At 32.3% G+C, this 25,393-nt stretch carries 25 protein-coding genes and 1 tRNA gene; 19 read left to right on the top strand and 7 right to left on the bottom strand.

The features are described from left to right. The first annotated feature begins 477 nt into the window (after positions 1–477). The 3 genes from ACOOWA_RS08500 to ACOOWA_RS08490 all read left to right on the top strand — a co-directional run bounded on the left by ACOOWA_RS08500 (position 478) and on the right by ACOOWA_RS08490 (position 2,464). Positions 478–1,008, top strand: a complete 531-nt coding sequence (locus ACOOWA_RS08500; RefSeq protein ID WP_421374543.1) for an antirestriction protein ArdA — start codon at positions 478–480, stop codon at positions 1,006–1,008. Positions 1,009–1,137: 129 nt separating this feature from the next. Continuing rightward, positions 1,138–1,491: an ISAon1 family transposase N-terminal region protein gene (locus tag ACOOWA_RS08495; protein ID WP_421372726.1), complete on the top strand. Its 354-nt coding sequence runs from the start codon at positions 1,138–1,140 to the stop codon at positions 1,489–1,491. Between the two features lie 28 nt (positions 1,492–1,519). Further along, positions 1,520–2,464, top strand: coding sequence for an ISAon1 family transposase (locus tag ACOOWA_RS08490; protein ID WP_421374626.1), 945 nt, complete (start codon positions 1,520–1,522; stop codon positions 2,462–2,464). A 149-nt stretch (positions 2,465–2,613) separates the two neighbouring features. Here the strand turns inward: ACOOWA_RS08490 and ACOOWA_RS08485 are convergent. Beyond that, positions 2,614–2,687: transfer RNA gene (locus tag ACOOWA_RS08485), tRNA-Arg, on the bottom strand. A gap of 48 nt (positions 2,688–2,735) precedes the next feature. On the opposite strand from ACOOWA_RS08485, the gene ACOOWA_RS08480 reads away from it, so the two are divergent. The 3 genes from ACOOWA_RS08480 to ACOOWA_RS08470 all read left to right on the top strand — a co-directional run bounded on the left by ACOOWA_RS08480 (position 2,736) and on the right by ACOOWA_RS08470 (position 6,659). Next, positions 2,736–3,782, top strand: a complete 1,047-nt coding sequence (locus tag ACOOWA_RS08480; RefSeq protein ID WP_421374541.1) for an ABC transporter substrate-binding protein — start codon at positions 2,736–2,738, stop codon at positions 3,780–3,782. 185 nt (positions 3,783–3,967) lie between these two features. Next, entirely contained in the window at positions 3,968–4,612 is a 645-nt protein-coding gene (gene mtgA / locus ACOOWA_RS08475; RefSeq protein WP_421374539.1) for a monofunctional biosynthetic peptidoglycan transglycosylase, read from the top strand. A 13-nt stretch (positions 4,613–4,625) separates the two neighbouring features. After that, a complete protein-coding gene (locus ACOOWA_RS08470; RefSeq protein WP_421374537.1) occupies positions 4,626–6,659 on the top strand; it encodes a recombinase in 2,034 nt (677 codons plus the stop codon). Here the strand turns inward: ACOOWA_RS08470 and ACOOWA_RS08465 are convergent. The 6 genes from ACOOWA_RS08465 to ACOOWA_RS08440 all read right to left on the bottom strand — a co-directional run bounded on the left by ACOOWA_RS08465 (position 6,637) and on the right by ACOOWA_RS08440 (position 9,873). Beyond that, positions 6,637–6,933: a hypothetical protein gene (locus ACOOWA_RS08465; protein WP_421374536.1), complete on the bottom strand. Its 297-nt coding sequence runs from the start codon at positions 6,931–6,933 to the stop codon at positions 6,637–6,639. The genes ACOOWA_RS08470 and ACOOWA_RS08465 overlap by 23 nt on opposite strands. 54 nt (positions 6,934–6,987) lie before the next feature. Beyond that, on the bottom strand, positions 6,988–7,362 hold the full coding sequence (locus tag ACOOWA_RS08460; RefSeq protein WP_421374535.1) for a four helix bundle protein: 375 nt from the start codon (positions 7,360–7,362) through the stop codon (positions 6,988–6,990). A 101-nt stretch (positions 7,363–7,463) separates the two neighbouring features. Further along, positions 7,464–8,543, bottom strand: coding sequence for a DNA replication/repair protein RecF (gene recF / locus ACOOWA_RS08455; RefSeq protein ID WP_421374534.1), 1,080 nt, complete (start codon positions 8,541–8,543; stop codon positions 7,464–7,466). Beyond that, a complete protein-coding gene (locus ACOOWA_RS08450) occupies positions 8,540–8,854 on the bottom strand; it encodes a type II toxin-antitoxin system RelE/ParE family toxin (protein ID WP_421374532.1) in 315 nt (104 codons plus the stop codon). The genes recF and ACOOWA_RS08450 overlap by 4 nt, the downstream gene beginning before the upstream one ends. Next, positions 8,839–9,156, bottom strand: a complete 318-nt coding sequence (locus ACOOWA_RS08445; RefSeq protein ID WP_421374530.1) for a hypothetical protein — start codon at positions 9,154–9,156, stop codon at positions 8,839–8,841. The genes ACOOWA_RS08450 and ACOOWA_RS08445 overlap by 16 nt, the downstream gene beginning before the upstream one ends. Positions 9,157–9,168: 12 nt before the next feature. After that, a complete protein-coding gene (locus ACOOWA_RS08440; protein ID WP_421374528.1) occupies positions 9,169–9,873 on the bottom strand; it encodes a hypothetical protein in 705 nt (234 codons plus the stop codon). A gap of 78 nt (positions 9,874–9,951) precedes the next feature. Here ACOOWA_RS08440 and ACOOWA_RS08435 point away from each other — a divergent pair, with 78 nt between their 5' ends. The 13 genes from ACOOWA_RS08435 to ACOOWA_RS08375 all read left to right on the top strand — a co-directional run bounded on the left by ACOOWA_RS08435 (position 9,952) and on the right by ACOOWA_RS08375 (position 25,340). Beyond that, positions 9,952–15,849, top strand: coding sequence for an alpha-2-macroglobulin family protein (locus ACOOWA_RS08435; protein WP_421374527.1), 5,898 nt, complete (start codon positions 9,952–9,954; stop codon positions 15,847–15,849). A 170-nt stretch (positions 15,850–16,019) separates the two neighbouring features. Then, complete coding sequence (locus ACOOWA_RS08430; RefSeq protein ID WP_421374526.1) at positions 16,020–16,475, top strand: DUF1569 domain-containing protein; 456 nt, start codon at positions 16,020–16,022, stop codon at positions 16,473–16,475. A 174-nt stretch (positions 16,476–16,649) separates the two neighbouring features. Continuing rightward, a complete protein-coding gene (locus tag ACOOWA_RS08425) occupies positions 16,650–17,120 on the top strand; it encodes a hypothetical protein (RefSeq protein ID WP_421374525.1) in 471 nt (156 codons plus the stop codon). Positions 17,121–17,122: 2 nt separating this feature from the next. Then, a complete protein-coding gene (locus ACOOWA_RS08420) occupies positions 17,123–17,521 on the top strand; it encodes a hypothetical protein (RefSeq protein WP_421374523.1) in 399 nt (132 codons plus the stop codon). Positions 17,522–17,604: 83 nt separating this feature from the next. Beyond that, positions 17,605–17,976 (top strand): VOC family protein, encoded by a 372-nt coding sequence (locus ACOOWA_RS08415; RefSeq protein ID WP_421374522.1) that lies wholly within the window; start codon positions 17,605–17,607, stop codon positions 17,974–17,976. 90 nt (positions 17,977–18,066) lie between these two features. Next, the gene (locus tag ACOOWA_RS08410; RefSeq protein WP_421374521.1) at positions 18,067–18,516 is read left to right on the top strand and encodes a VOC family protein; all 450 of its coding nucleotides are present in this window, start codon (positions 18,067–18,069) and stop codon (positions 18,514–18,516) included. Positions 18,517–18,710: 194 nt separating this feature from the next. After that, positions 18,711–19,103 (top strand): DUF1398 domain-containing protein, encoded by a 393-nt coding sequence (locus ACOOWA_RS08405; protein WP_421374519.1) that lies wholly within the window; start codon positions 18,711–18,713, stop codon positions 19,101–19,103. A gap of 80 nt (positions 19,104–19,183) precedes the next feature. Next, positions 19,184–19,858, top strand: a complete 675-nt coding sequence (locus ACOOWA_RS08400) for a DUF2490 domain-containing protein (RefSeq protein WP_421374518.1) — start codon at positions 19,184–19,186, stop codon at positions 19,856–19,858. A gap of 29 nt (positions 19,859–19,887) precedes the next feature. Next, positions 19,888–20,892: a bestrophin family protein gene (locus ACOOWA_RS08395; RefSeq protein ID WP_421374517.1), complete on the top strand. Its 1,005-nt coding sequence runs from the start codon at positions 19,888–19,890 to the stop codon at positions 20,890–20,892. Between the two features lie 63 nt (positions 20,893–20,955). After that, positions 20,956–22,566, top strand: a complete 1,611-nt coding sequence (locus ACOOWA_RS08390) for a Na+/H+ antiporter (RefSeq protein ID WP_421374516.1) — start codon at positions 20,956–20,958, stop codon at positions 22,564–22,566. Between the two features lie 105 nt (positions 22,567–22,671). Continuing rightward, positions 22,672–23,694: a glutaminyl-peptide cyclotransferase gene (locus tag ACOOWA_RS08385; protein WP_421374515.1), complete on the top strand. Its 1,023-nt coding sequence runs from the start codon at positions 22,672–22,674 to the stop codon at positions 23,692–23,694. 91 nt (positions 23,695–23,785) lie between these two features. Continuing rightward, complete coding sequence (locus tag ACOOWA_RS08380; RefSeq protein ID WP_421374513.1) at positions 23,786–24,691, top strand: hypothetical protein; 906 nt, start codon at positions 23,786–23,788, stop codon at positions 24,689–24,691. A gap of 34 nt (positions 24,692–24,725) precedes the next feature. Continuing rightward, positions 24,726–25,340: a deoxynucleoside kinase gene (locus tag ACOOWA_RS08375; protein WP_421374511.1), complete on the top strand. Its 615-nt coding sequence runs from the start codon at positions 24,726–24,728 to the stop codon at positions 25,338–25,340. Positions 25,341–25,393 lie beyond the last annotated feature (53 nt).

Here is a 25,393-nt window from a genome sequence, read left to right as displayed (position 1 = left end):
TTCTGCGTGTGGCAATTTTTTTTACCTGCGGACTTTCAAGAAAATGTATAATACTTGGTGCGCTATTTACACCATCCGCCAAATTTTCACTGTAAAATATACTCCCTATACCAATATCAAAATTTTTGTGGATGTATCGGAAGTCTCCCCACTGTAAGCATAGTTGTAAGGGGTCGATGCCTTTTTTCCAACCGCCCCCTACAACAACTTTTTGTTTTTTGACTACTGTTTTTATCTTCCTGCGGTCTGAGTGATTAAAAAGCTTTTAACTAGGTTGATATTTTGGTTAAAAAGTGTTGTAAACACTTGGTTTTATGGGCTTTTTGTTGTATATTTAAACTGCTTTTGTGAGCATCTTTCTACAAAAAATAACCTTGTTTCTTTGTGTACAAGGTTCAGTATAAATAAAAATGCCTTGAAGTGTTGGAGCACGACAAGGCAACATCAATAAATTTTAACTTATCTAAAATTATCGACATGACAAAGTTAACAAATTGTCTTCAAAATGCTTGCATATATGTAGGCAGTTACTACAAGTACAACAACTCAAATATTTACGGCAAATGGCTGAATCTTTCTGATTATTCAGATTATGACGAACTATTGAAAGCAATGCGAGAGCTACACAAAGACGAGCATGACCCTGAATATCATTTTCAGGATTATGAACATTTCGAACTATTTGAGAAACTCGGATTGATACACGAAAGTTTTTTATCTCCCGAAATTTACGATATAGCGGAGCAAATAGATGATTCAGGACATGATTCAGAAGTATTTGAAGCATGTTTGGATAATCTGGGAAAAATGGATTTCCAAAGTTTAAATGAGTATGTAAACAATTTTTACTGCGGAGAGTATGCAAACGATATTGATTTTGTGCAGGAATTTTACGAAAATGATATTCCGTTTAACCTCCCTAACTTTGTTGTGATAGATTGGGAAATGACTACTAAAAATTTAATGTATGATTATTTTGAGTCTAACGGTCATTATTTTAGAACTTAGTAATTATTCTTATATTTGTTAAAACAGATACGGTATATATCTGTTTTTGTATTCAGATAGATTTAATCAAGTTTAAGGGATCAATCACAAAACCTGGGGAGAATTGTTGAAAGTTTTTAACTTTGCTTCATGTCTCAAGATCAAGAATTATTAAAACTGTTACTTCCCGAATATTTAGTGGCGTATTTCGATTTCGTAAAATCTGAAGAAAAAGAAGGACTTCTTCATCTTTACTTTGAAGAAAAAAACAGTGTTCCTAAAGAGTTTTCCTCATTAAATCTTCAATCGAAAGGATTTCACGAAGAAATTGCCGTTGATGATTTTCCGCTTCGTGGCAAAGCCGTAAAACTCAACATTAAGCGTAGAAGATGGACGGATATGAAGTCTGGAAATATTGTTCAACGAGATTGGAATCTCATCGCTAAAGGCACTCGCATGACACAGGATTTTGCAGAGTTCTTAAAAAAAATCAGCCGATACTAAAGCGCTTCCTTTGGAAATCATTGGCGAGATGTATGGTGTCAACGGAAAGAAATTTCGCAGACAGTACAAAAAATCCCTCAGTGAATTTAAAGACTGGAACCAGAAATCCCATGCCGAAGATTACATTTTATACCCCGCAAACTGCCTCTCACAACTCTCTTTAGACGAAGTAGCCTTGTCTCAGGGCGAACTTTACACCGTGCTTACATCCAAGCATGCCAAGGGCAGGAAAGGCAGTATTGTTGCCGTCATTAAAGGAACAAGAAGCGAAGATGTTATTGATAAACTCTTAAAAATAAGCAGAAAATTAAGGCAAAAGGTAAAGGAGGTTACCTTGGATATGGCGGGCTCTATGAAGCTTATTGCCAAGCGGTGTTTTCCCAATGCCGTGCAGGTTGTCGACCGTTTCCATGTACAAAAACTAGCCATCGAAGCTGTTCAGGAATTAAGAATCAAACATCGTTGGGCAGCCATAGACAAGGAAAATGAAGCATTAAAAACCGCAAAAGAAACCAAAGCAAGAGCGAAAATCGAAATCTTTGAAAATGGCGATACCCAAAAACAACTTTTAGCCAGAAGCCGATATTTGCTCTACAAAAGCAGAGAAAAATGGACTGAAAACCAATCTGCCAGAGCCAAAATTTTATTTTCTCAATATCCGGACTTGGAAAAAGCTTACAACTTATCGGATAATCTCAGGAAAATTTACAACCAAAACATGACAAAGTCTGTAGCCATGCTCAAATTGGCTCGTTGGTTTAAAGACGTAGAAGAATCCGGTTTTAAATCATTTTCTATACTCAAAAATACTATTATGAATCATTATAATGATATCCTTAACTATTTTGAACAAAGAAGTACCAATGCCTCTGCAGAAAGCTTTAACGCTAAAATCAAAAACTTCAGAATGCAACTTCGAGGAGTAAGGGACAAATCATTTTTCTTATTCAGATTGTCAAAACTTTTTGCTTAGTCCCCAAGTTTTGAGATTGAGCCAGTTTAAGCAGATTAAAAAAAGTACATTTCAAAAAATTGGGCACAATTTTGGGCATAAAAATAAAAAAGAGAAAATGTAATTATTTGATATTTAATAACTTACAAATTCTCTTTTAGTTCAATTAGTGACCTCGACAGGATTCAAACCTGTAACCTCCTGAGCCGTAATCAGGTGCGCTATTCAGTTGCGCCACGAAGCCGTTGTTTAAAGGTTTGCAAATATAGTACTTTTTTGCTTTCTTTGAAAGATGAAAGCAAAATTTTTACTGTTAATCGCATTTTTTCTTCTAATCAATTGTAAAAGAGAACAAAAAATTTCATCTCCGGGTTGGGAGAAGATTTCTGAAAGAGTGCAATTTAAAGATGATAATGTAAAATTAGATGTTAAATCAGGAAATTTCACATATAGTTTCAATAAAAGTGAAGTTCCTTTTTCTAAAATCATCCTTTTAAATGCAAGTTTGATGGGCTATGTTTCAGAACTGGGTGCTGAAAATCTGGTTATCGGTATTGCAAGTCCGGAGTATATTTACTCTGAAAAAATTCATAACTTATTAAAATCAGAGAAAATTCAGAATGTAGGAAACGAACAGAAATATGATGTTGAAAAGATCATTTCAATGAAACCCGACGCTATTTTTACCAATTATATTGCGAGTTTCGATAACACTTATCAGCTTTTAAAAAGCAATAATATTCAGGTGATTTTTTTGGATGAATATTTGGAGCAAAGCCCGATGGTAAAGACTTCTTATATTAAATTATTTGGAAAGCTTTTAGGCAAAGAAAAAGAAGCTGAAGTGAAATTTAATGAAATTCAGAAAAATTATAATGATCTGAAAAGTTTAGCTTTAAAATCAACTGTAAAACCGAATGTTTTAGCCAATGAAATGTACGGCGACGTATGGTATTTGCCGGGCGGAAAAACATTTACAGCCAATTATATTGCCGATGCCAATGCAAATTATATTTTACAAGATAATACCGAGGAAAAAGCTGTAACGATGAGCTTTGAAGAAGTTTTTTCAAAAGCAAAAAATATTCAGTTTTGGGTGAACGCAGGAAATCATCTTTCGAAAAAAGAAATGTTGAGCATCAATCCTTTTTATGGAAAATTAGAAGTGTTTAACAAAGGAAAAATGTATGGAGTTTCAGGAAGAGAAAAACTAAAAGCCAACGATTTTTTTGAAAGCGGAGTTGTGCATTCAGATCTGGTTTTAAAAGATTACATCAAGATTTTTCATCCCGAACTTTTACCCAATTATCAACTGACTTACATGAATGAATTGAAATAAAAGCTTATTTATTTTACTTTAGTCACGGATTCACGAATTAAAAATTAATTTTTTAGGATAAAACATAATTCTAAATTCAGGTAAAAGTCTTGTATTCGTGGCAAAAAATTATTGTGCAAAAAGCCAATCGCCAAAAGCTACTAAACTCGCAGTATTTTTATACTTTTGCGTCAGGTTTTTAGCTTATGTGGAAAAAAATAAAACAGTTTATTTTTATTGTTCTGATTCTGAATGTAGTTTTCATTATTTGGGGAAGATTTTTCAATCCGCCCATCACGATTACGCAAATCGGTGGACTTTTCGAATACGGAAGATTACAGCGTGATTATATTTCTTATGATGAAATGGGAAGTAATGTGAAAAAAGCCGTGATTGCTTCCGAAGATCAAAAGTTTTTCAATCATAACGGTTTTGATTATACAGCGATCGAAAAAGCAATGAAAAACAATGAAAAAGGAAAAAAAATAAGAGGCGGAAGTACGATTTCTCAGCAAACGGCTAAAAATATTTTCCTTTGGCAGGGCAGAAGTTGGGTGAGAAAAGGCTTGGAAGCTGTTTATACCTTTATCATCGAAAAAGTTTGGTCTAAAGATATTATTCTTGAAAGATATTTGAATTCAATTGAAATGGGACAGGGAGTTTTCGGTATTGAAGCCGCTTCACAGTACTATTTCGGAAAGTCTTCTAAAGATCTGAATACATCAGAAGCAGCCTGGATTGCGGCTGTTTTGCCAAATCCGAAAAAGTATGATCCCAAAAATCCTTCACCTTATTTAAGAAAGAAACACAACTGGATTATGAGACAGATGAGGAATGTAAGTTTGAAATAGTATCTTTGCACCCATGAAACTGCTGAGTTCAAGTATAAAAAATTTCGAATCTGTTCTTAAAAAATATTTTTCTTTTAAGAATGAAACTGCTTCGCTCGAACCTTTGGCCGAGTTTTTAGAGGCCATAAAAAAAACAGATTTTGAAAATATACTTGATTTTTTATCAGCAAATCGAAATTTTGCAGATAATTTCAGGCATTATCTCTACAATATTTTTTCGGATAGACCTTTCAATCTTTCTTTAACTGAAGCCAATATTCTTTCGGAAAATGCTTTTTTTCCTGAACTTAAAAAAAGAATTCTAAATAAGGTTTTACCTCCCGTTGAGCACGAAAATACAGTTTGGTATCTTATTGACAACATAAGCTTCAGTACCAGAAAAGATCTCGAATATCTTCATAATCTTCCGGAAAATAAGCTTAACGAACTGATGAATATTTTAGGAATTTCAGATTTTATTTTGAAACCTAAAGTAAAGAGCGAACTTATTTTCTCAATGAATATTCTTTCGTGGCGTGTTACCGGAATGGCTTTGGAGGTAGATGTCGTAAGAATGGCACCTGAATACAGGAATTTTGATAACCCATTTTTAGCTTTGCAGAATGAGTTGGAAGCTTTAGCAGAAGATTTTAAAACCAATCCTGAAATTCAGCTTAATTCTAAAGACAGCCGATATAAGCAGATTAAAATTTATATCGAGCAATGTCAGGATTTTGTAAATATTGCGTTTAAAAATTCTTCAAAATACGGAATTTCCGGAAAAATCAATCAGTCACTTCTTAAAATCCGTCAGCAGACACAACGAATTTCTGAGATTGTAAATCTTTTAATTGTCGATCAGCGTGAAGATGTAATTATTAAGTCTAAACAGTTGATTTTTAATATTCTAAATTATAAATCTCATAAAAATAATATTTCAGATCTCATCAACGACAGTACGAGATTACTTTCCCATTTAATTACCAATCACACTGCCGAAACGGGAAGTCACTACATCACTTCAAGCCGGAAACAGTACATGAAAATGTTTTACAAAGCAAGTGGTGGAGGAATTATCGTCGGAGCTTTATGTGTCTTGAAGATGCTGTATGGTTTTATGTCCGGAAGCGATTTTTTCCATGCATTTTTATACTCATTAAATTATGCAATAGGATTTGTGATGATTTACTTAATGGGATTTACTTTGGCTACAAAACAGCCTGCAATGACGGCTGCAACGATGACCAAAGTTTTGTCTGAACAGGAAAATACAAAAACCAATTATACCGAATTTGCCGATTTGGTTTCAAAATTATTTCGAAGCCAGTTTATTGCATTTGTAGGAAATGTTTTGCTTTCTTTCCCGATTGCTTTGTTGATTATTTATGGTTTGGATGTTTTTTTCTCTCAGAATTTAGCCATTGAAAAATCAGACAGATTATTAAAAGATCTCGATCCCTTTAAATCTAAAGCAATTCTTCATGCTTGTATTGCCGGTTTTTATCTTTTCATTTCTGGAATTATTTCGGGAAATATCGGTAACAACTCTGTTTTTTATCAAATTCCGGATCGAATTGCTAAAAATATTTCAATAAGAAGATTATTCGGAACTCATTTTGCAAAAGGCCTATCAAAATATTATGCTAAAAACTGGGCGGGAATAGTATCAAATTTTTGGTTCGGAGTTTTTTTGGGTGCAACTGCACCGATTGGATTGTTTTTCGGGCTCGATTTAGACATTCGTCACATCACTTTTGCTGCTGGAAATTTTGCTCTCGGTTTATACGGAAAAGATTTTACGGTCGGTTCTTCCGTGTTTTGGATATCTTTTATCACTGTTTTTATTATCGGGTTTTTCAACTTTTTGGTAAGTTTTAGTTTGTCGATGTTTTTAGCATTCCGTTCGAGAAAAATGAATTTTGGCGAAGTGAGAGAAATTTACCGTGCGATTTTCAGATATTTTTTAAGAAATCCGTTGAAGTTTTTCCTTCCGCTGCAGTCTACTTTTGATCTGAAATCTAATAATCTGGTAAAGAATACAATACCTACAAAATCTGAAGATCATTAAATTTTTCTTCCCCGAATTTATCCTGGAATTTTTTTAGATAAAAGCTTTTTCGCATATTAAAATCATTTTTCAGCAAAGGTGAATTAATTCTTATCTGAATAATTTTATCGTCTAAATTTACACTGATAATTTCCTGAAAGAGACTTTCATCCAAATAATCCTCCAAAAAATCTTTAATCTCAAAAGCAATAAGCTTATGCTCAAAACCATGAATTCTGGCAAAAGATTTTACTAATTCTGAAGATTGAAATTCTCGTTTTTTATTTCGTTTCATGGGAGATACGTGTTTTGAGATTCGAAGATTCGTGATTTTTTGACATATATAATTTTAAGATTTATTCTCATTCCAATTTTCTTTAACCCATTTTTTATAATTATTAATTTTTCCACCAAGAAAATTATACTGTTGTTTTAAAGCGGAAAACTCTGCGGTCAATTCAGGATATAGAATTATGATTTTTTCTAAATGATTAATCGTTTCATCATTACTTGCGTGAGAGAATACAAGAAATCTGTAATATTCATTTTTATAAACTGAACGACCATAACCTTCGACAATATTGGTAATAACCGAATCTGATGACCTTCTAAGTTGGCTTCCTAATTCATACAGTTCATATTTTGGAAGAAGAAATGAAGCTTTATGAGTTTTTGGAAATAACTCAAAAGCCATTTTATAAATGTCTAAATTTCTATAACTCATAATTTGTGTTTTTTTTGAATTAGTTATTATTTTGTATAAAAGTTGAAATTTGAATCAAATTTCTAATCTTGCATCACGAAACCCGTAACTCGAATCTCGAATCACAGTTCAAAAATAACACTTTCCTCGTTTATTCTTCTCACAACATTTTCAGTACGCTCCCTGTGCGTATCCGTAATAAAAATCTGCCCAAAATTTTCCTGATTCACCAATTCTATCAATTGAGAAACACGAGTGTCATCCAACTTATCAAAAATATCATCTAATAAAAGAATAGGAGTTTTATTGGTTAGTTCCTTTATCAAACTCATCTGAGCCAATTTTAATGAAATCAAAAAAGATTTTTGTTGTCCTTGTGAACCAATTTTTTTTATTAAAACTGAATCCATCTCAAAAAGCAAATCATCTTTATGAATTCCTTTTGAAGTATATGTCAACATTCTGTCGCGTTCTAAGCTTTGTTGAAGTAGATTTTCAAAAGTTTCCTCCAATAGATGAGATTCATAAATGACTGAAACACTTTCTTTTCCACCCGAAATAATCTGATAAAAATTCTGAATGATAGGATTGAGTTTTGAAACAAATTCTCTTCTTTTTTCGAAAATTTTGGCTCCGGATTTTGTGATCGGATCATCGTAAATTTCCAGAGAATCTTTGTCCCAAACTCTGTTTTTGGCAAAATATTTCAACAAAGCATTTCTCTGCTGAATGGTTTTCTGATATTGCATCAAATCATAAAGATAACCAGAATCTGTCTGCGAAATCATCGAATCTAAAAACTTTCTGCGGCTTTCCCCGGAATCTGAAATCAGATTAGAATCATAAGGAGAAATCATTACGCTTGGTAAATAACCAATGTGATCTGCCATTCTATCATAGCTTTTATCATTCTTTTTAATGATTTTTTTTGCTTCTTTTGGCTGAGAAATCTTTAAAGTGTCTTCGCTGTCTTCATTTTGAATTTCTGCATCGATGGTAAAAAAATCTTCTTCCTGTTTGATATTATTCAGGTCTGTATTTCCTAAAAAACTTTTACCTACAGAAAGATAATGCAGTGCATCAAGAATATTGGTTTTGCCAACGCCGTTATTTCCTACAAAACAGTTGATTTGGGGAGAAAATTCAAACTTCTTTTCTGAATGATTTTTGAAATTGTAAAGGGTAAGTTTGTTGATGATCATTTTTTAAAACTTTTGATAAAGTTTAAAAGTTTAATAGGATTTTGTCTCGTGTCCCAAATGAATAATATTTCAATAATTTCTTCTTTTATTGCATATAAAAGATAATAATCTTTCACGAGTTTTCCACGATAAATTGAATCTGAAATTTCAATTCCTATAGATGGAAGTTCTGCTATTTGTTTTGCATTTTTATTAAACTCAGCATTGAGTATTTTAGAGTATTTTGCAGATTTATTATGTGTAATCCAAAATTGAAGTATTTCTTTCCGAATTATTTTGGCTGTTGATGACCATATTAATCTTTTAGCCATTCGTCAAAATATTTTTCTACCTCTTCATTGGTGTGATACTTTCCTTGTGAAATTTCTTGCTCACTGATTTTAATAATTTCCATAATTTCAGGAGGAAGTATTATTTTTTCTTCTTTGAAATATTCTTCAACCTCTTCATCTGTCATAGGCTTTTCAGAATTGTAAAAAGAAGCAGGTTCCGAAACAGAAAAATCAGAATTTTCATCATTCCAAAATTTCCACAAACTGAAAATCTTTTCTCTGTCAGAACTTTCTGTGATGGCTCTGATTAACTTATTCTGAATACTTTCAAAACTTTCCATTACTGCAAATTTTTAGTAAAGGTAAAACTTTTCAAACAGAATTAAAAACAAAAACGGAAGCGCCGAACAAGATTCTACCCAAAAAGAAAAATAAGAATCTTTGTTTGAATTTTCAGAAAAATAAATGAAGACGAAGGTGAAGATTGAGGTGAAGAAAAAACTTAACGCAAATTCTGATTTTAGATAAAAAACAGATAAAATACATGAGATAAAAACCAATAAATATGCAAGATATTTCGTGTTTTGTATGCCAATCAATTTTGGGAAAGTTTGTACAAGATCGCTTTTCATATCACGAATGTCGAAAGGTAAAACTAATGCCGTAATAAAGAAAAAACTGATTAAAAAAATAGGTAAATCAAATTCTGGGAGTGTTAACCAGCAATTCATTAATGCCCAGATTAAACCAACATAAAATACTTTTAAAAATGGAATTTTCCGGATATATGTTTCCAGGAAAAAGCTGTTATAAAGTAAACCTAAAACGACAATGATAAACCATTTCAGTAACCGTATTTCATTATGATTAAAAATAATTAATATTGCTGAAATAAGTCCTGCAAAGAAATTTAAAACTAAAATTCGATAGAAATATTTGGTTTTTTGATATTTTGTATACAGATAACCGCTGAAATACGTTATGAAGATGAGAAAAACCGTAGGAAAACGGAATGTGTTTTGCTCAAGCATGAAAAAAACTGCAAAGAGAGTTCCCATTAAAGAGACGTAAATTTGGCTCTCTATAATATATTTTTTCAGTACTTTTAAGAAATTCATTTATCAAAAATAACACTTATGCTAAGATTTTCCAAGATTTTGTTCCTCATCCTTTTTTTATCGGGTTTTCCGTGTCTTTTTGCACAGAAATATTATGATACACAATGGAAAAAAATACAAAATAACTCCCAAAAAGGAATATTCAAATCGAATCTTCCTATTGTTTTAGAAATTCAGAAACAAGCTATGAAAGAAAATAATACGCTGCAACTGATCCGTTCTTTGAAAGCAGAGTTCAGCTTGGTCAATCAGACAGCCGATGATGATAAGAATGATTCTGCATCCAGGTTTTTTGTGAAACTTCAATCTGTAGAAAAACAGTTGAAAGGCGACGATCAATTGGTTTATAAAGTTTTGCTTTCCGGTTTTTTGATGGATTATTATAATGAGCATTCTTGGGAAATTAACGGAAGAACAAATATCAATTCACAAGATGTTGCACAAATTGAAACGTGGAGCAAACTTGATTTTAAAAATTATTTGATTAAAAATTTCAAAGAACTTGATCAGCAGAATCAGGCAATGAAAAAAGTAGCTTTGGCAAAATATAAAGATGTTTTTTCGGACTCAGAAAATATTAATTATTTCCCAACTTTGCTGGATTGGTATTCGCTGAAAAAAGTAAGTTTTCTGTCTGATAATGGTTTGTTTACAAAAAATGAATTGGCAGAAAACAGAAAAACGATTAATACGATTTTTGATGAATTAATTGCTCGAAACAGCAGAAATTCAAAGCTGTATTTTATGCACCAAAATTTATCTGAAAACTGCAATTTTAACTCATGCAAAGATAAACTGGAGCAACTTCAAAGTCTGATGAAGTCGAATGTTGAAGGTGATTACAAAGTTTTGATTGCAGAAGAAATAATGGATGAATTGGTTGTGAAAAATAAAGAAAAAGAAGCCATTCAGTTTGGAAATTCGATTAAAAGCCAATATCCAAAATCTGTTTTTATTAACAATATCAAAAATAAAGAAAATCAGATCATAAATCCTTTTTTAAGCATTAAATATGAAGAGCAGACTCAGCCAAATTTACCAATTCATCTGGTGGCAGAATTTAAAAATGTGACCGAATTTTCTGTGAATATCTATGAAGTGAAAGATAATTGGTTGTCGTTCATGCAGTATTCAAAGAATTCTTATAACAATACTTTTTCGAAAGTGAAAAAGACTTTGGTGAGAAAAGAAGTTTTTCAATTAAACGATCCGAAAGATTATAAGCTTCACAAAACTTCATTAGAAATAAAGCCGATTCCTTCTGGAATTTACGTCGCAGAATACCAAGTTCCAGGTGTGAAAAGTGAGGAAATCGGAAGTCAGAATTTTTATTTTTTAGTATCAGATCATAAGATTATTTATTATAATAAAAGTGATGACAATCCGCTTTTAAATGAGTTAAAATTAGTCAATTCTGAAGATGGAAAACCTGTTCTTAATGAAAATCTTTCATTTTATGAATTTCTTCAGAATGAAACTTTAAATAAAATTGATGGAAAAACAGATGATAAAGGTATTTTTAGATTTCCTGTTACCGAAAGTAAAGAATATTACAGAACGATTTTAATTCAACAGCCGAAAACTAATGATTTCCAGATCATGCAAATGTATGGCTACAACAATCGTGGAGAATATAACCCGAATAAACAAACCAGAACCAAAGCCCAGATTTTCACAGACAGAGCAATTTACAGACCCGGACAAACCGTTTATTTTAAGGTCATCAATACAAAACTTGATAAAGAAATTGAGGGAGTTGTTTCGGGTTTAAAACAAAAAATTACTTTAAAAGATGCCAATAATCAGGAAGTTTCTGTTCAGAATTTCACGTCTAATGAGTTTGGTTCTTATCACGGAAGTTTTATTTTACCAAAAGGAAAACTGAACGGAAATTTCACGCTTTCAACAGATGGTGGAACGGGTGGTTATAAAAATTTCAACGTTGAAGAATATAAACGCCCGAAATTTGAGGTGATTTTTGAACCTGTAAAAGAGGAATACAAATACGGGCAAACGATTGAGCTAAAAGGGAAAGCAATGATGTTTTCGGGTGTCGCTTTAAGCAATACCCATGTGAATTATGAAATCAGAAAACAAAATATTCGCTGGAGATATTTCCCTTGGTATCCGAATAATCAAGAAAATGAAAACTCGATTCTTGGTGAAGCAAAAACCAATGAAAAAGGTGAATTCACTATAAAATTAGACCTGAAAAAAGATGAAAATTTAGAAGGAATTCAGATTGATAATTATCAGATTAATGCTTCGGTTACAGACATTAACGGTGAAACTCAGTCGACGAATACCAATTTAAAAGTGGCTTCTGTTTCTCATTACATTAAAACGGATGAGATTAAAAACACTTTCGCAGATGAAAATGTGAAATTAAAAGTTGAAACCAAAAATTACAACGAACAGAATCTCAAAAAATCATATCAGGTAAAATTATCAAAACTGGAAAATCCGCAAAGAATTTTCAGAGATAATTTTAAAGAACAGGTTCAAAATTTGCCAAAATTTTCAAAAGCAGAATTTATAAGCAAATTTCCACATGATTTATATGATAAAAATGATGAAATTGAAAATTGGAAAATATCATCTGTCATTCTAAATGGAGAAAAACGAAATGACGGATCTTTAGATCTTGGAAAGCTGGATTCCGGAGACTACAAAATGGAATTATACAATATTGAAGGTAAAGACACCATAAAAACGACACAAAATTTCAAAGTCTGGGACAAAAAATCGTTGAAAATTAATCAGAAAACCTTTCTTTCTGTTTTAGAACCAAAAGATGAAGTTATCAGAGGTGGAAAAACTAAAATTTACGCCTATTCATCAGTTCCGAATGCTTTGGTGAATGTTTTTGTACAAAATGGTTCAGGAAAAACAATATCTGAAGTTTATCAGTTTAGAAATGGAGTTTTAGAATATGAGATTGAAATTCCGAGAGATAAAAATGTAAATAGTCTGAATATTCAGTTTCAGCTGGTTGCATTTAATGATGTTCAGACTGAAACGGTTAATTTAAAAATAAAAAGTACTGAAGAAAATCTAAAAATTGAAACGGTTACTTTCAGAGATAAAATAGAACCGAATTTTAAAGAAAAGTGGTCTATTAAAATTTTAGGAAATGAAAAAGAAAAGGTAAATGCGGAGGTTTTAGCCAATATGTATGATATGTCTTTGGATCAGTTTGCGGTAAATACTTTTGATTGGCAGAAATTATACAATCCTTATTCAATTGTAGCTAATTATGATATTAGAGAACATTTGTCTCAGAAATATTATCAAAAAAGAACGGAATATTATAATGAAAAAAATATAGTAGCTCCACAATTCAATTGGTTTGATAGTTATAGTATTTTAAATTCTATACAAGGTGAAGCTGCTGGTATTTCTGTTCAAAATAATGCTGTTCCAGCTCCAATAGCCGTTTCAAAAGATGTGAAAATCGAAGAAGTTGTAGTATTGGGATACAATAAAACGCGTACAAAGGCGAAAGATGTTACTGAAAGTGTGACAATGGAATATATAGATAAAGATGGAGAAATGGACAAAGAAGATCCAAATAAAATCCCAGTCCGTCAGAATCTCAACGAAACCGCATTTTTCTATCCAGATTTAAAAACCGATTCTGAAGGAAATGTAAGCTTTGAATTTACGTCTCCTGAAGCTTTGACAAAATGGAAATTAATGTTTCTTGCTCATACAAAAGATGCAAGAGCAGCAACTCTGGAAAAGGAAGTGGTGACACAAAAAGAGTTTTCAGTTACACCCAATTATCCAAGATTTTTGAGAGAAGGTGATGAGCTGAATTTACAGTCAAAACTTTCGAATTTAACGAGCAAAAAATTAACTGGTTCGGCACAATTACAAATTCTTGATGCATTTACCAATGAAGATATTTCAGAGAAATTTGGTTTGAGTACGTTGACTGCAGTTTCTGGTTTTAATAAAGAACAATCTTTTTCATTAGATGAAAATGGAAATTCGGCGTTGACATGGAAGATAAAAGTTCCGGATAATGTATCTTCAATCATACTGAAAGTGGTTGCAAAAGCCGGAAAATATTCAGATGGAGAGCAAAAAGCTGTAGCAATTCTTCCAAACAGAATGTTGGTAACCGATGCGCTTCCAATTTTTGTAAAAGAAGGGGAAACAAAAACGTTTGAATTGGAAAGTCTTAAAAATGCAGGTTCAACAACGATTTCCAACGTTTCAAATACATTGGAACTTACCACAAATCCGATTTGGGAAATTATGTTTGCGCTTCCAAGTCTTAAAAATGACCAGAATAATTCTGCGGATGTAATTTTTAATAAATGGTTTGCCGATGTTCTGGCTTCAGAAATTTTTAAAGCCAATCCGAAAATGAAAACCGTTTTTGAAGAATATCAAAATAAAGGATTATTAAATTCTAATGTTGAAAAAAATCAGGAGTTAAAACAATTATTATTGAATGAAACTCCGTGGGTTTTAGAAAGCAAAAATGAAACTGAACAAATGCAGAAATTAGCTTTGTTATTTGATGCAAACACCATGAAAAATTCTATCAGTCAGGATTGGGATGATTTTAAAAAATTACAAAATCCTGATGGTGGTTTCTCTTGGTATCAAGGCTATCCGAGTTCTTATTCGACATCTTTATACATTCTTAAAAATTTAGGGAAAATCAATTTTTGGCTGAAAGATAACGTAAAAGATTATCAAACTTCAGAACAGAAAGAATTGGTAAAAAAACTAATCGGATATGTTGATAATGAAATAGATAAATATTATGATGCTAAAAAAGAAAATATCTGGACAAACTGGTCACTGGATTATCTTGATACAAGAAATTACTGGGAAAAAGAATATCCGCTAAAAGGAAAAGGAGCAACATTAAAAATCTTGATAAAACAAAAAGCGAAGACTGCAAAATTAACAGATTTCACTTTTTTCGGATTACATCGGGCTGCTTTATTGATGAATGATTACGGTCTAAAAGACGTTTCAGATAAATTATTAACTTATTTAAAAGAAACTTCAGTCGACTCAAAAACTCAGGGTGCTTACTGGAAACAAAATCTTGATGATTGGGGTTGGTTCAGTTCAAAAGTGGTGAATCAGGCGGGAGCTTTAGAGGCATTTAACAAGCTAAAACCAAACGACCAGAACTTCATCGAAGACATTAAAATCTGGTTGATCACACAGAAAGAAGTGAATTCGTGGGGAAGTTCAAGAGGAACATCAGAAGTTATTTTTACTATTTTAAATTCAGGGAAATTGTGGACTTCAGTAGATAGCGATAAAGCGACTATTATTTGGGGCGGAAAAGAACTTAAACCGGAAACTCAGGCAACAGGTTATGTGAAATCCACAGTAAAAACTGATGTTTTAGATAAAAAATTAGCAACTGTTACTGTAACAAAACCCGGAGCGGGAATTGTCCAAGGCGGTTTATTCTGGCAGTATTATGAAGATTTGGATAAAATAAAATCTTCTGAAAATTATATTTCAGTTTCTAAGGAACTATACAAAAAGATTAAAACAGTAAACGGTGAAGAATTGCAAAAAATATCTTCTGAAACTCCTTTAAAAGTTGGGGATAAAGTTACCGTGAGAATGATTTTAAACACCGATCGTGCAATGGAATTTATTCACATTAAAGACATGAGAGCTGCAGGATTTGAACCTTTGGACGTTATCTCGGGATATCAATGGAAAAATAATTTGGGATATTATCAGTCTACAAAAGATGCATCTGCCAATTTCTATATTCAATATATGCCGAAGGGAAAATATGTTTTTGAATACGATTATATTGCCAATGCTTCAGGAAAATTCTCTAACGGAATTACAACAATTCAGAATTATTATGCTCCACAAATGAATGCGCATACGAAAGGTTCAAATGTGGAAATAAAAGAATAACAAAGCTTTAATTAATTCAAATAACTAAAACTCTCTGCAAATTTTTGCAGAGAGTTTTTTATGAAATGTTTATAAATTTAATTGACGAATAATTCACCATTCAAATTAGAAAAAAATATTTTAACGAAACAAAAAAACTGATATATTTGTTTATAAAGATTTAAACTAAAATGGAAAACGTATTTGAAGCGAAAGATGCTCAGAATTATATTAATAGAATCAATAATCTTGTAGAAGAAACGCATGGTTTATGGGGCAGAATGACGGTTGATCAGATGTTGGCGCACTGTTGTGTATCTTATGAAATGGTTTACGAACCCGAGAAACACAAAAAACCGGGATCAATAGCTAAATTTATTCTTAAAAATTTTGTGAAACCAAAAGTGGTGAGTGAAAAAGCTTATCCGCATGATTCTCCTACTGCACCTCAGTTTTTAATTAAAGAAAGAAAAAACTTTGAAGAAGAAAAGAAAAGATTAATTGGCTATATCCAAAAAACACAACAGCTGGGTTCTCAGGCTTTTGATGGTAAAGAGTCGTTCTCTTTCGGGAAATTAAAATCGCACGAGTGGAACAATATGTTTGCAAAACATCTCAATCATCATTTGAGTCAGTTTGGAGTTTAGAATGGGTAAAATATTTTTTTGTTTGCTGTTTCCGTTCATCAGTTAACGAAGGCAATTTTCAACTATAATATTTACAAGAATTGGAGCTGATTTAGAAAACGAAAAAAATCTGAAGTCTGGTTTAGCAATTTTTCCCATAACGATATTTCTAAAGTTATATTTAAATAATGCACAATGAAAAAACTTTTATTACTTTTTATTCTCATTTCGAATTTTGCTTTTTCACAAATGCCGAATATTTCCAATGCATGGTTGAATCATTCAAAACCTTACACAGGAACAATTGGGAACGACAAAGAAACCATAAAGCTTAAAATAGAAATTTCCGAGCAGGACAGAAAAAACGATCAGGAATATTTCGTTTCGGGTTATTCTGTCGTAGAAAATAATTATTCGAAATTTGAAGGAAAACTTAAAATCAACAAATACAAAGATTCTAAGAAAAAGGGAGCGGTTTACGGCGATTACGAATTGGTAGAAGAAAATAAGGGAAAGCATTCCGGAATTTTCACAGGAAAATTTGTTTACACTTTTAGATGGAATAAGACTTCCGAAAAAATAGAAAGCGAAAACATCGAATTGAAGGGCAATTGGATGAGCTACGATAAAACTTTAAATTTTAAAACCAATTTGAAAAATCAATAATTATGTTAAGAAATATACTTTCGGTTTTTGCCGGAATTATTGTCGGATCGGTCTGTATTTGGGGAATCGAAACGCTTAATCATTTGTTGTATCCGTTTCCGGAAAATATAAAACCTGATAATATGGAAGGTTTTAAAAATTATATTGAAACTCTGCCATTTTTAGGAAAATTCATGGTTATTGTTGGCTATGCTTTGGGAGCTTTTGTTTCGGGTTTTGTGGCAACAAAAGTGTCTAAAAGTGAGAAACCGAGTTCTGCAATAATTTGTGGTGTTATTTTCCTTTGTTTTACCATTTACAATATGTCGGTTTTGCCTACACCAGCTTGGTTTTGGGTTCTGGGAATTTTAATCTGGGGATTGGTTTTGGTTGGATATAAATTAGCATTAAATAAAAAATAAATAATTACACAGATTTATATTGATGTTTTAAATCTGTTAAATCATCAAAATCTGCGTGAGTCTAAAAATTAAAGAACAGTAATATGAAATTAGGTATTTTTTCTCTAAGTTTAAGTGTAAAAGATTTAACAAAATCTAAAGAGTTTTACGAAAAATTAGGTTTCAGTTCGATGGGTGGAAATATAGAAAATAATTATCTCATCATGAAAAACGGAACCACTTTAATTGGTCTTTTTCAGGCAATGTTTGATGGAAATATGCTGACCTTTAATCCGGGATGGGACGAAAATGCGCAGAACCTCGAATCTTTTGATGATGTAAGAGAAATTCAGAAAAAACTTAAAGAAAGCGGAATTGAATTGGAAAAATCAGCAGAAGAATCTACCACAGGTCCTGAACATATTTTTCTGAAAGATCCCGACGGAAACATGATCTTGATAGATCAACACCGATAACATTTTCAAGTTTCGTGTTCCTTGTTTCAAGCTACGAAATATATTTTTTACCTAAACCTAAACCTAAGCCTAAACCTCAAACTATATATTATGGCAACAGTAAATGTTTATCTTACATTCAATGGCAACTGCAGAGAAGCTTTTGATTTTTACAAATCGGTTTTCGGTGGCGAATACCCGTACATCGGAACTTTTGGCGAAATGCCCCCGCAAGAAGGAAAAGAAATGTCTCAGGAAGATCAAGACAAAATTATGCACGTCTCTCTTCCGATTTCTAAAGAAACCATTTTAATGGGAAGTGATACAGGCGGAGAATGGGCATCTCATTTCAAGCAGGGAAATAATATCGCGGTTTCTATCAACACAGATTCTAAAGAAGAAGCAGATAAATTGTTCAACGGACTTTCTGCAGGCGGAATGGTTACAATGGCAATGGAAGATACTTTTTGGGGCGCTTATTTCGGCATGTTCACCGATAAATTTGGCATCAACTGGATGGTAAATTATGATGATCCTGCAAAAATGCAACAACATCCTTAATATTCATTTGAATTAATATAAATAGTTATAAATAACCGACATAGTAATTTGTCGGTTATTCTTCATAGTAAATTAATTTTTATAATTTTCTAAAATTTGCTGAGCGAAGCGCCTTTGCGAACAAAAAATATTGTCAACTTTAAAAAAAACCTAGCGCACATTGCGTTAAAAATAAAAACAATAAAAACAACAATATGAAATTCACAATTGATGAAATTAAAGCAGAGCACCAAAAAGTAAAAAACGGTGCAGATTTCCCAAAATATATTCAGGAAATAAAAAATCTTGGTGTTTCGCATTACAAATCATTTGTCACCGACGGAAATACTCAATATTTTGATGCTGAAAATAATTATGCTGAAACAGGCAGAAAATACAGTGATTTGATTGTTTCAGAAAACTTAAATCTCGATCAGTTTAAAACAAGATTAAAATTTCACCAACAAGGCGGAACAGATTACATGACCTTTTGTAAAGACTGTGCAGAAAATGGAATTGAAGGCTGGAAAATGGATTTGAATGAAATGACCTGTACTTATTTTGATAAGAATGGAAATGATGTTTTAGTGGAAGAAGTTCCGTCATAAAAACCTTTAATTTTGCTATTATAGATTTTTAGTATTAATTTTGTTAATTATGATAGTTAATATAAATTAATCTTAGTAAAATGAAATTTTTTAAAAAGTTGGCGGTTTTTGTGTTATGTTTAGGAAGTGTTCTTTCATTCGCACAGGAAAATGATCTCGGAGCTTGGTATATGTATTTTGGGAATAATAAAATCAGCAAAAAACTAAATTTCCATAATGAGATTCAATACCGTAATTTTGATGGAATCGGAGACTTAGAACAATTATTAATCCGTACCGGAATTGGATATGACTTGACCGAAAATAACAATAACGTTTTGTTAGGTTACGGTTTTATTTTAAGTCAGCCTTATGTAAAAGGTGAAAAAACTGAAAATATTGAGCATAGAATTTTTCAACAATACATCACCAAGCAAAAATTTGGAAGATTCAATTTACAGCATCGTTACCGTTTGGAAGAACGTTTTTTAGAAGATGATTTCAGGATGAGGTTTCGTTATTTATTAGGTTTGAATATTCCGATGAATAATAAAGAAATGTTGCCCAAAACTTTGTATGCTTCTGTTTATAATGAGATTTTTTTGAGTTTTGACAGTCCTGTTTTTGATAGAAACAGGGTTTATGGAGCTTTAGGATATGTCATTAATAAAAATATGAGAATTGAAGCAGGCTATATGAATCAGCTTCAGGAAAATAAAAACCGCGGACAGGTGCAAATAGGATTTTATAATAATATTCCCTTCACAAGAAATTAAATGACTTTTAAACACAAAAAAATAAAAATATGCATGCAGGAAAAAAATTTGGGGCAATAGAATTTATTGTCTGGACGAGAAGAAGCATTTACTTTTTGGCCATTTTATCTGCTGTTCCTACTTTATTCTATTATTTGGGTGGTAAGTTTCTTTCATTTCCCTGGCAACCTATTGCGATAATGGGAACTGCGGTAGCATTCATTGTTGGTTTTAAAAATAATGCAAGCTACAGCAGACTTTGGGAAGGCAGACAGATTTATGGCGCAATAATTAACGACAGCAGAAGTTTCGGGTATATTTTGCGGGATGCTCTCAGCGGAAAAGATTCAGATAAAGTAAAAATAATGTTTAATCGTCATTATGCTTGGTTAACGGCACTGCGTTTTCAGCTTCGTGAGCCGCGTGCTTGGGAAAATATGTCGACAGTACAATATCAGGAATACGCAGAAAAGTACGAAATATGTGAAAAATTACAGAATCTAGATGATGTTCTGAAAAATTACTTGTCTGAGGATGAATTGAAATATATTTTAAAGAAAAAAAACAGAGCAACACAATTGATGGCTTCTCAGAGTAAAGAATTGTCAGAAGTTTATTCTGCAGGATTAATCAACGATTTTCAGTGGACACAGATTAACCAGCAGTTGGTGAAATTTACCGATAATCAGGGTAAAGCAGAAAGGATTAAAAATTTTCCTTACCCGAGAAATTTTTCATCCATTACAACCTATTTATTGTTTTTGTTTATAGCTTTTGTGCCTTTTGGGTTATTAAAAGAATTTGACAAATTGGGAGAGGGGTCATTTCTAGAAGGTCTTACAGTATGGTTTAATATTCCGTTTTCTCTGCTTGTAACCTGGTGTTTTCATACTTTGGATAGTGTGGGAGAAGCTTCAATGAATCCTTTCGAGGGAAGCCCAATGGATGTTCCTATTACACAGATAAGCAGAACGATTGAAATTGATATGAGAGATATGTTGGATGAAGAAAACCTTCCTCCTGGACTTGATCCTAAGAATAATATTGTACTTTGATAATTTGAATTTTTGATTAAATTCATCTAAAAAAAGTAGTTAGCAAATAATAAAAAAAGATCCATGATTCACACTTATGTTACCATATCAATTGCAGTTTTATTATCTGTAATGATACTCGTGATGATAGGGCAGAAGCTCAAGGTAGCTTATCCTATTTTTTTGGTAATCGCCGGATTGATTATCAGTCTTATCCCGGGAATGCCACATATAGAAATTGAGCCAGATTTAATTTTTCTCATCTTTTTGCCGCCAATTTTATTTGAAGCCGCATGGTTTACATCGTGGCAGGATTTTCATAAATGGAGAAAGCAGATTTTTTCAATGGCATTTGGCTTGGTATTTCTCACTTCAGTTGTGGTAGCTTACCTTTCGTCATCTATAATTCCGGGTTTAACTGTTGCAATGGGATTTTTATTGGGGGGTGTAAATTCTCCGCCGGATGCAGTTGCGGCCACTTCTGTTTTAAAGCACATGAAAATTCCAAAAAAAATAACCAGTATTTTGGAAGGTGAAAGCTTAATTAACGATGCATCAAGTTTAATTGTTTTTAAATTTGCCTTAGCTGCGGTAATTTCCGGACAATTTATCTGGAGGGAAGCCATTGGCGATTTCATCAGTATGGCAGTTGGAGGTATCGCAATAGGTGTCGCAATAGGATTTTTATTCGGTTTTTTTCTGAGATTAATTCCGTCAAATTCAAATATAGACACTGTTATCACGCTTATTGTACCATATATTATGTATGTTGGAGCAGAACATTTCCATTTTTCGGGTGTTTTATCTGTTGTAGCCGGAGGTTTATTGATGTCATACAATTCACATTGTTATCTGAGCCATACTTCAAGAATCCAGTCCGGTAGTGTCTGGAGTGTTCTCATTTTTCTGATGAATACCATTATTTTTATTTTAATTGGTCTTGAGTTGCCTGTAGTTGTAGCTGCAATGAAAGATTATACTATCTCAGAAGGCATTTTTTACAGTATCGTCATTGGTGGTGCAATTATTTTAACAAGATTGCTGTACAGTTACAGCCTCATGTATTTCCCATGGTTTTTTTCTAAAAAACTAAGATCAGAAAATCCGAAACCAGATTGGCGTGAACCTTTCATTATTAGTTTTGCAGCAATGCGGGGAGTAGTTTCTCTTGCTGCAGCACTTTCTATACCTGCATTTTTGCCAAACGGAGAAGCATTTCCGCACCGCAATATTATTTTATTTGTAACATTTGTAATAATCCTGATAACTTTGGTAGGACAGGGATTAATGTTGACTCCCATTTTAAAAATACTAAAAGTAGATGATGCAGGAAGTGATCTTCCGGAAGAAAAACAGGAAGCCATTTTAATGAAAAAATTAAAAGAAACTGCGCTTCAGAAACTGACTTCAGATTTTTCTGAATTATCTGAAAACAACAGTCTCGTGAGACACCAGATTTATAAGCTGGAAAATGAAATGAAACTGATTGCCGATAAAGCACAATGTATGGGCTCAACCGTAGATTATGCCGCAGCAATGAACGAAAATAAAGATGTTTTAAGACAGGTCATTCAGGCACAGAGAAATGAACTTCACAAAATGAAGCGTGAGAAAATATTCGATGATCACGTCATGAGAACAATAGAAATGCAGCTGGATTTTGATGAAGCTAAAATTACAGGATTTGCTCATTAAAATTTAAGAAATGTCAATTTTAGTTAAATCAGGATAATCAACTTGCATCTAATTAGCAGCGAGAAATAAAATTTGCTATTTTTGGGGAAATTTTACAAATAAACAATGAAAAATAAAATAATTGTAGGTTTTGCAGCTTTACTTTTGGTAATGTCATGTAAAAATAACGATAAAATATTGACTTCTCTTGCTGATTATAATTCCTCAATGGAAACTGCAGGGTATCATTTTGGGGATAAACTAGATCTTCCGAAGGACGTTTTAGACAATGCCGAAAGTATCACCATAAGCTTCGGTGAAAAAGAATCGAAAAGTCTTATAGTTGATCCTAAATATTTTATGTTAGGCGATAATGCAATCACATTTAATATTAAAACAAAAGGTGGTGAAAATTTATACCAGGATGCAACCATTAATGTGTACAGCAAAGCTCCTGAGAAAAATATGAATTACGAAATCGTTGCAGAATATCCGCATGATCCTAAAAATTTCGTACAGGGTTTTCAGATTGACGGAAATACAGTTTATGAAAGTGAGGGGCAGTATGGTTCGTCAAGATTAATAACTTATAAATTAGGAGATACAAAGCCTATTAAAGAAACGAAACAAGCAGATGATGTATTTTCGGAAGGTAGTACACTTGCAGGTGATAAGGTATATCAGTTAACTTGGGAAAATAAGAAGGGATTTGTCTACGATAAAAATACGTTAAGCTTAGTTTCAGAATTTGCTTATCCCGATATGATGGTGAAAGGTTGGGGTTTAACATATGACGGAAAAAGTCTTATTGCTTCCGATGGTACAAAAAACCTGTACTTTTTAGATGTAAAAGATCCTTCAAAAATGACAAGATACATTTCTGTAGCAGGAAATACTTCAGTTTATGATCAGTTAAACGAGCTGGAATATTACAAAGGATTTATCTATGCAAATGTTTGGCAAAAACCTATTATTTTAAAAATTAATCCTGCAAACGGCGAAGTTGTCGGTAAATTTGATTTTTCAGATCTTGCTAAACAGAATACCAAAGGAAGTGATGACGTTCTAAACGGAATTGCTTTTAAAGGTGATAATATGTTAATTACCGGAAAAAACTGGCCAAAAATTTATGAAGTGGCCATCAAATAGTTAAAAACTGAAAGCAATTTCTTACTTAATAAAATAAAGATGTAAATTGGTAGCGTTCCTTTGGGAGCGCTATCTTGTTAAAATAGATTTTTTGAAAATATTCTCATTTTTTTTCTTTCTTATTTTCTGTACGGTTTCGGCGCAGAAAGCTCTTCCTTTTGATTCTTTGAAGCTGAAGGAAACGAGAGATATGTTTGCAGATGATTACGGAAATCTATATTTATACCGAAACAAAGATTTCAGCTTTACAAAATACGATTCTTTGGGAAAACAGCTTGGGAAAATGATGTTTACCGTTCCTTTTCGGGTTCAGGGCGTTCAAAATCCTTTAAGTGTGCCACTTTTTTCTGAAAATGCTCAGGAAATGAAATTTGTAGATCAGAATCTCAATGAAATTCAAAAACTTGATTTCAGGCAGAAATTTACTTTTATCAGACATGCTTATGCGGAAGATTTGCAGCAGATTTGGTTATTAGATGAAAGTACAAAACGTCTTCTTCAGTATAACTTCAGAAACGATACCACGATAAATTCTTTTCCGTTTGATGCCAATTTTGATGATTTAATTGATCTTTTGGTTTTTGAAAACAAGGTTTATATTTTAACTAAAACTCAATTCAGGGTTTATAATTTAAAATTCGAAAAACTCTTTGAAGCTTCTGTAGAAAATGGGAAACGATTCCGAAGAGAGAATGAAGTCATTTTAATAATTGCGAAAAATACAATCTTTAAATACATTCCGGAGAAAGAATTAGCCAAAATTTTTGAAGATCCCGATGCACAGATTGTGGATAAAAATTCGCTCGCATATTTTGAAGTGAAAGGCAACAAACTCTATATTTACAGCCTTGAAAATATTGCTGATATTAAAAAAAATAAAGACGCTGAAAACCAGAAAAAAGACCTTGAAGAATCCATCGAAAAACTAGAAAAAGAAAAGTCTGAGAAATCAGATATTATCAAATTGATGGACGATATTGAAGACTTGGGTTTTTAGATTTAATTCATTTCAAAAAATAAAGAGACAGAATATGCACATTGCAGTTACAGGAAATATTGGAGCGGGAAAAACGACGTTAACCAGAATGCTTGCAAAACATTACAATTGGGATGCACAGTTTGAAGATGTAGATCACAACCCGTATCTGGAAGACTTTTATGCAGATATGAGCAAATGGAGTTTTGCTTTGCAGATTTATTTCCTTGGAAGCAGATTTCGTCAGGTAAAAGAGATCAGAGAAAGCGGGAAAAATATTATTCAGGATCGTACAATCTATGAAGATGCTCATATTTTTGCTGAAAACCTGAATGATATGAAGCTTCTTTCAGACCGTGATTTCAAAAATTACGCTTCCCTTTTTGATTTGATGAAAACCTTTGTTTCTGCACCTGATTTATTGATTTACCTCAAATCAGACGTGCCTAATTTAGTGAAAAAAATCTATAAAAGAGGCCGTGAATATGAAGCAACTATCAGTATAGAATATCTTTCTAAACTGAATAAAAAATACGAAAAGTGGATCACCAATTACACCGAAGGAAAATTGCTGGTTATTGAAGTTGATGATCTTGATTTTGTAGAAAAACCTGAAGATTTCGGTTTGATTTTAGAAAAGATTGAAACGGAATTAAACGGATTGTTTTAATTTTTAGATGAATATCCTATTTGGTTCTAAATTTGTTTGCTAAATTAAAATTC

The sequence above is a fragment of the Chryseobacterium sp. GP-SGM7 genome, from assembly GCF_049166575.1.
Classification (GTDB): Bacteria; Bacteroidota; Bacteroidia; order Flavobacteriales; family Weeksellaceae; genus Chryseobacterium.
This window is presented reverse-complemented; position numbering and strand designations above follow the sequence as displayed.

Bases quoted from the DNA above. Each gene is read 5' to 3' on its own strand.
- ACOOWA_RS08500 (WP_421374543.1), top strand. From the start codon at position 478: ATGACAAAGTTAACAAATTGTCTTCAAAATGCTTGCATATATGTAGGC.
- ACOOWA_RS08495 (WP_421372726.1), top strand. From the start codon at position 1,138: ATGTCTCAAGATCAAGAATTATTAAAACTGTTACTTCCCGAATATTTA.
- ACOOWA_RS08490 (WP_421374626.1), top strand. From the start codon at position 1,520: ATGTATGGTGTCAACGGAAAGAAATTTCGCAGACAGTACAAAAAATCC.
- ACOOWA_RS08480 (WP_421374541.1), top strand. From the start codon at position 2,736: ATGAAAGCAAAATTTTTACTGTTAATCGCATTTTTTCTTCTAATCAAT.
- mtgA (WP_421374539.1), top strand. From the start codon at position 3,968: ATGTGGAAAAAAATAAAACAGTTTATTTTTATTGTTCTGATTCTGAAT.
- ACOOWA_RS08470 (WP_421374537.1), top strand. From the start codon at position 4,626: ATGAAACTGCTGAGTTCAAGTATAAAAAATTTCGAATCTGTTCTTAAA.
- ACOOWA_RS08465 (WP_421374536.1), bottom strand. From the start codon at position 6,933: ATGAAACGAAATAAAAAACGAGAATTTCAATCTTCAGAATTAGTAAAA.
- ACOOWA_RS08460 (WP_421374535.1), bottom strand. From the start codon at position 7,362: ATGAGTTATAGAAATTTAGACATTTATAAAATGGCTTTTGAGTTATTT.
- recF (WP_421374534.1), bottom strand. From the start codon at position 8,543: ATGATCATCAACAAACTTACCCTTTACAATTTCAAAAATCATTCAGAA.
- ACOOWA_RS08450 (WP_421374532.1), bottom strand. From the start codon at position 8,854: ATGGCTAAAAGATTAATATGGTCATCAACAGCCAAAATAATTCGGAAA.
- ACOOWA_RS08445 (WP_421374530.1), bottom strand. From the start codon at position 9,156: ATGGAAAGTTTTGAAAGTATTCAGAATAAGTTAATCAGAGCCATCACA.
- ACOOWA_RS08440 (WP_421374528.1), bottom strand. From the start codon at position 9,873: ATGGGAACTCTCTTTGCAGTTTTTTTCATGCTTGAGCAAAACACATTC.
- ACOOWA_RS08435 (WP_421374527.1), top strand. From the start codon at position 9,952: ATGCTAAGATTTTCCAAGATTTTGTTCCTCATCCTTTTTTTATCGGGT.
- ACOOWA_RS08430 (WP_421374526.1), top strand. From the start codon at position 16,020: ATGGAAAACGTATTTGAAGCGAAAGATGCTCAGAATTATATTAATAGA.
- ACOOWA_RS08425 (WP_421374525.1), top strand. From the start codon at position 16,650: ATGAAAAAACTTTTATTACTTTTTATTCTCATTTCGAATTTTGCTTTT.
- ACOOWA_RS08420 (WP_421374523.1), top strand. From the start codon at position 17,123: ATGTTAAGAAATATACTTTCGGTTTTTGCCGGAATTATTGTCGGATCG.
- ACOOWA_RS08415 (WP_421374522.1), top strand. From the start codon at position 17,605: ATGAAATTAGGTATTTTTTCTCTAAGTTTAAGTGTAAAAGATTTAACA.
- ACOOWA_RS08410 (WP_421374521.1), top strand. From the start codon at position 18,067: ATGGCAACAGTAAATGTTTATCTTACATTCAATGGCAACTGCAGAGAA.
- ACOOWA_RS08405 (WP_421374519.1), top strand. From the start codon at position 18,711: ATGAAATTCACAATTGATGAAATTAAAGCAGAGCACCAAAAAGTAAAA.
- ACOOWA_RS08400 (WP_421374518.1), top strand. From the start codon at position 19,184: ATGAAATTTTTTAAAAAGTTGGCGGTTTTTGTGTTATGTTTAGGAAGT.
- ACOOWA_RS08395 (WP_421374517.1), top strand. From the start codon at position 19,888: ATGCATGCAGGAAAAAAATTTGGGGCAATAGAATTTATTGTCTGGACG.
- ACOOWA_RS08390 (WP_421374516.1), top strand. From the start codon at position 20,956: ATGATTCACACTTATGTTACCATATCAATTGCAGTTTTATTATCTGTA.
- ACOOWA_RS08385 (WP_421374515.1), top strand. From the start codon at position 22,672: ATGAAAAATAAAATAATTGTAGGTTTTGCAGCTTTACTTTTGGTAATG.
- ACOOWA_RS08375 (WP_421374511.1), top strand. From the start codon at position 24,726: ATGCACATTGCAGTTACAGGAAATATTGGAGCGGGAAAAACGACGTTA.